Below are 1,071 nucleotides of genomic sequence, written 5' to 3'. Positions count from 1 at the left end.
GGGGGTACCGGGGTCCCGGCCGGCGGGGTCGCGTAGCCTCCGCCGAGTGCCTGCGGGGTGTCCCCCCAGGACCCGTGGAAGCCGGGCATGAGGAGTTCGTCCTCCTCGGGTTCCTCGGGATCGCCGGGTTCCCCCGGCACCGGCCCGACACCGGGGTGCGGAGGCGGCGCGAAGTGTCCGCCGGGCGCCCCGGTGTGCTCCGGCATGCCCCGCTCCGGGATGTGGCCGGTCTCCGTCATGCGTATCCCTCGCCCGTCGAAAGGTGTCCTGGCGGTCCCGGCGGGTGTGCTCCCCCCGTCGCGGGAAACGAGCGCCGGCGGGACCTCGACGGAACCCCACGTTCCCGGGCTTCCGGACATTGCGTGAGGAAAGCCGATACCCGACCGGCGGCGCAACGATCCATCAGCGTACCCGCCACGGGTGACGTTCCCGCCTCCGGGTGACCGAAGGAAACCGGAACATCCGCTTTGTCACCGGCGCTTTCGTTGTGATGTTCACATCCGACTGCCCACGAGCAGAAAGGTCACGTTCCGGCCCTGTTCCGTCCAACTGCCCGTCTCCAACTCCACGGTCTGGAGCAGGGCGCACCGAACGGTGTAGCCGGCCCCCGAGAGGACCCGGCCGGCTGCCTCCGCCTCGTCGCGGGTGAGGGCGTGTCCGACGACGCGCTGGGGACGTCGGTCCACGCAGGCGAGCAGGGTGCGCGGGCCCCCGCCCCCGATCCGCACCACGTCGGGTTCCGGAAGGTCGGCCAGGGCCTGGGGGGCGGCGCCGTGCACGACCCGCAGTGGGATGCCGAGCCTGCGGGCGGTGGCGGAGATCCGCGCGCAGGAGCGCGCGTCGCGATCCACGACGATGACCGCCGCGCCCTGTCGCGCGGCCTCCAACGCGGTCCACCCGGCTCCGCCACCCACGTCCCAGACCAGATCGCCCGGCCCGGGTCCCAGCGCGGCGAGTTGGGCGGCGCGCAGGTGGGGATCGTCGGCGGGTTCTCCCGACGCCCCGTCACCGGGCGCGGTCGGCGCGGCGGATTCCCCGTACGCGGTGGGGGGCAGACCCCACCCCCGCGGC

At 74.1% G+C, this 1,071-nt stretch carries 2 pseudogenes; both read right to left on the bottom strand.

The window, feature by feature from the left end:
- Positions 1-239, bottom strand: a pseudogene (locus FNQ90_RS24400) (hypothetical protein); the annotation flags it as partial.
- Positions 240-494: 255 nt separating this feature from the next.
- Positions 495-1,071, bottom strand: a pseudogene (locus FNQ90_RS24395) (precorrin-6y C5,15-methyltransferase (decarboxylating) subunit CbiE); the annotation flags it as partial.

It is taken from the genome of Streptomyces alkaliphilus (assembly GCF_014141535.1).
Lineage (GTDB): Bacteria > Actinomycetota > Actinomycetes > Streptomycetales > Streptomycetaceae > Streptomyces > Streptomyces alkaliphilus.
Note: the sequence above shows the minus strand (reverse complement) of the source record. Positions and strands in the feature narration are given on the sequence as shown.